We start from the raw sequence: 1,444 nt of genomic DNA on the forward strand, positions 1-1,444 counted from the left end.
GTCGCCTTGACCAGTTTGTTGACATCATCTTCTGTCTGCAGGTCAGTGCTTTCGCTTTTCATCTCATGCTGCATCATTTCCATAGCGTAGACGGCGGAATTGATGAGACGGACGGAGCCGTTCTCGACCAGAAAGGTCACGCGGCTGCCGTTTGAGATGCCGAGAACCTGCCGCACGTCTTTCGGAATCGTGACCTGGCCCTTCGCCATAACTTTGGCGTTATCAATAAATGTATTCGGAATCGTTGCTGCTGCCATGATGGTTGCACCTCCTGGAAAAGTAGGGAATTTCCTACTTTCATTTTAGCATCTTTGGAAAGAATCGCAACAAGATTTTCAGCAGATGAGGTGATGTATTTGAACCAGAAAACGGAATATTACCTGGCGGACATTGACACGCTCGTGCCGTATGCCCGCAACGCGCGGACACACAGTCCGGAGCAGGTGGCGCAGATCGCCGCCAGCATCCGGGAGTTCGGATTTCTCTCGCCGGTCGTGACCACGAAGGATGGAACCATCCTCTGCGGGCACGGCCGTTTTTACGCGGCGCAGAAGCTCGGACTGAAGAAGATTCCCTGCATCCGCGAGGATCATCTGACTGAGGCGCAGCGGCGCGCGTACATCATCGCGGACAACAAGCTCTCGCTCAACGCGGGCTGGGATGAGGAGATGCTGCGTGTCGAGCTGTCCGACCTCAAGGGCGAGGACTTCGATGTGTCGCTCACGGGCTTTGACGAGAAAGAACTCGCGCGCCTCTTCGCGGAGGAAGACGGTGCGGAGGAAGATGACTTCGATGTGGATGCCGAGCTCGAAAAGCCGTGCTTCTCGAAAGCGGGCGATATCTGGCACCTCGGACGCCATACGGTCGTCTGCGGGGATTCCACGAAGCCTGAAACGTACAGCCGCCTGCTCGGCAAAGAGAAGGTCAATCTCGTCTGCACGGACCCGCCGTATCTCGTGAACCTCGAGAGCACGAGCGGGAAGATCAAGAATGACGACCTCAGCGACGAGGAAGGATACAAGTTCCTGTGCGCGGCGTTCGAGCAGTTTCACGAAGCCATGGCGAAGGACGCGTCCATCTATGTGTTCTACGCGACGGCCAAGGCACGGGTGTTCCATGATGCCTATGAGGACGCGGGATTCAAGGTCGGCGCGGGACTTGTGTGGAAGAAGAACCGCCTCGTGCTCACACGCACGGACTGGAAGTACATCCATGAGCCCATCATCTGGGGCTGGCGTAAGGACGGCAAGCACGAGTGGTACGGCGACCAGAAGCAGGTGACGGTCTTCGAGTTTGACCGCATTAAGGACTCGAAGAAAGACGGCTGCGGCCATCCGTCCTCGAAGCCCGTGCCGCTCATCGCCTATCTCATCCGGCAGTGCACGCAGACGAACGGACTCGTGCTGGACGGCTTCCTCGGCTCGGCCTCGACGCTCATCGCCTG

The 1,444-nt window shown here is 57.5% G+C and carries 2 protein-coding genes; one reads left to right on the top strand and one right to left on the bottom strand.

Annotated features, from left to right (window positions below; all coding sequences use genetic code 11):
* A partial coding sequence (locus tag F599_RS0113255) for an AbrB/MazE/SpoVT family DNA-binding domain-containing protein (protein ID WP_019543971.1) occupies window positions 1-257 on the bottom strand: 257 nt, incomplete at its 3' end.
* A 99-nt stretch (window positions 258-356) separates the two neighbouring features.
* Between F599_RS0113255 and F599_RS0113260 the strand changes: the two genes are divergently transcribed.
* Window positions 357-1,444, top strand: a 1,088-nt coding sequence (locus tag F599_RS0113260) for a site-specific DNA-methyltransferase (protein ID WP_019543972.1), incomplete at its 3' end; no start/stop codon positions are given.

Origin of the sequence: Selenomonas bovis DSM 23594, from assembly GCF_000381005.1 — a bacterium.
Taxonomy (GTDB): Bacteria; Bacillota; Negativicutes; order Selenomonadales; family Selenomonadaceae; genus Selenomonas_C; species Selenomonas_C bovis.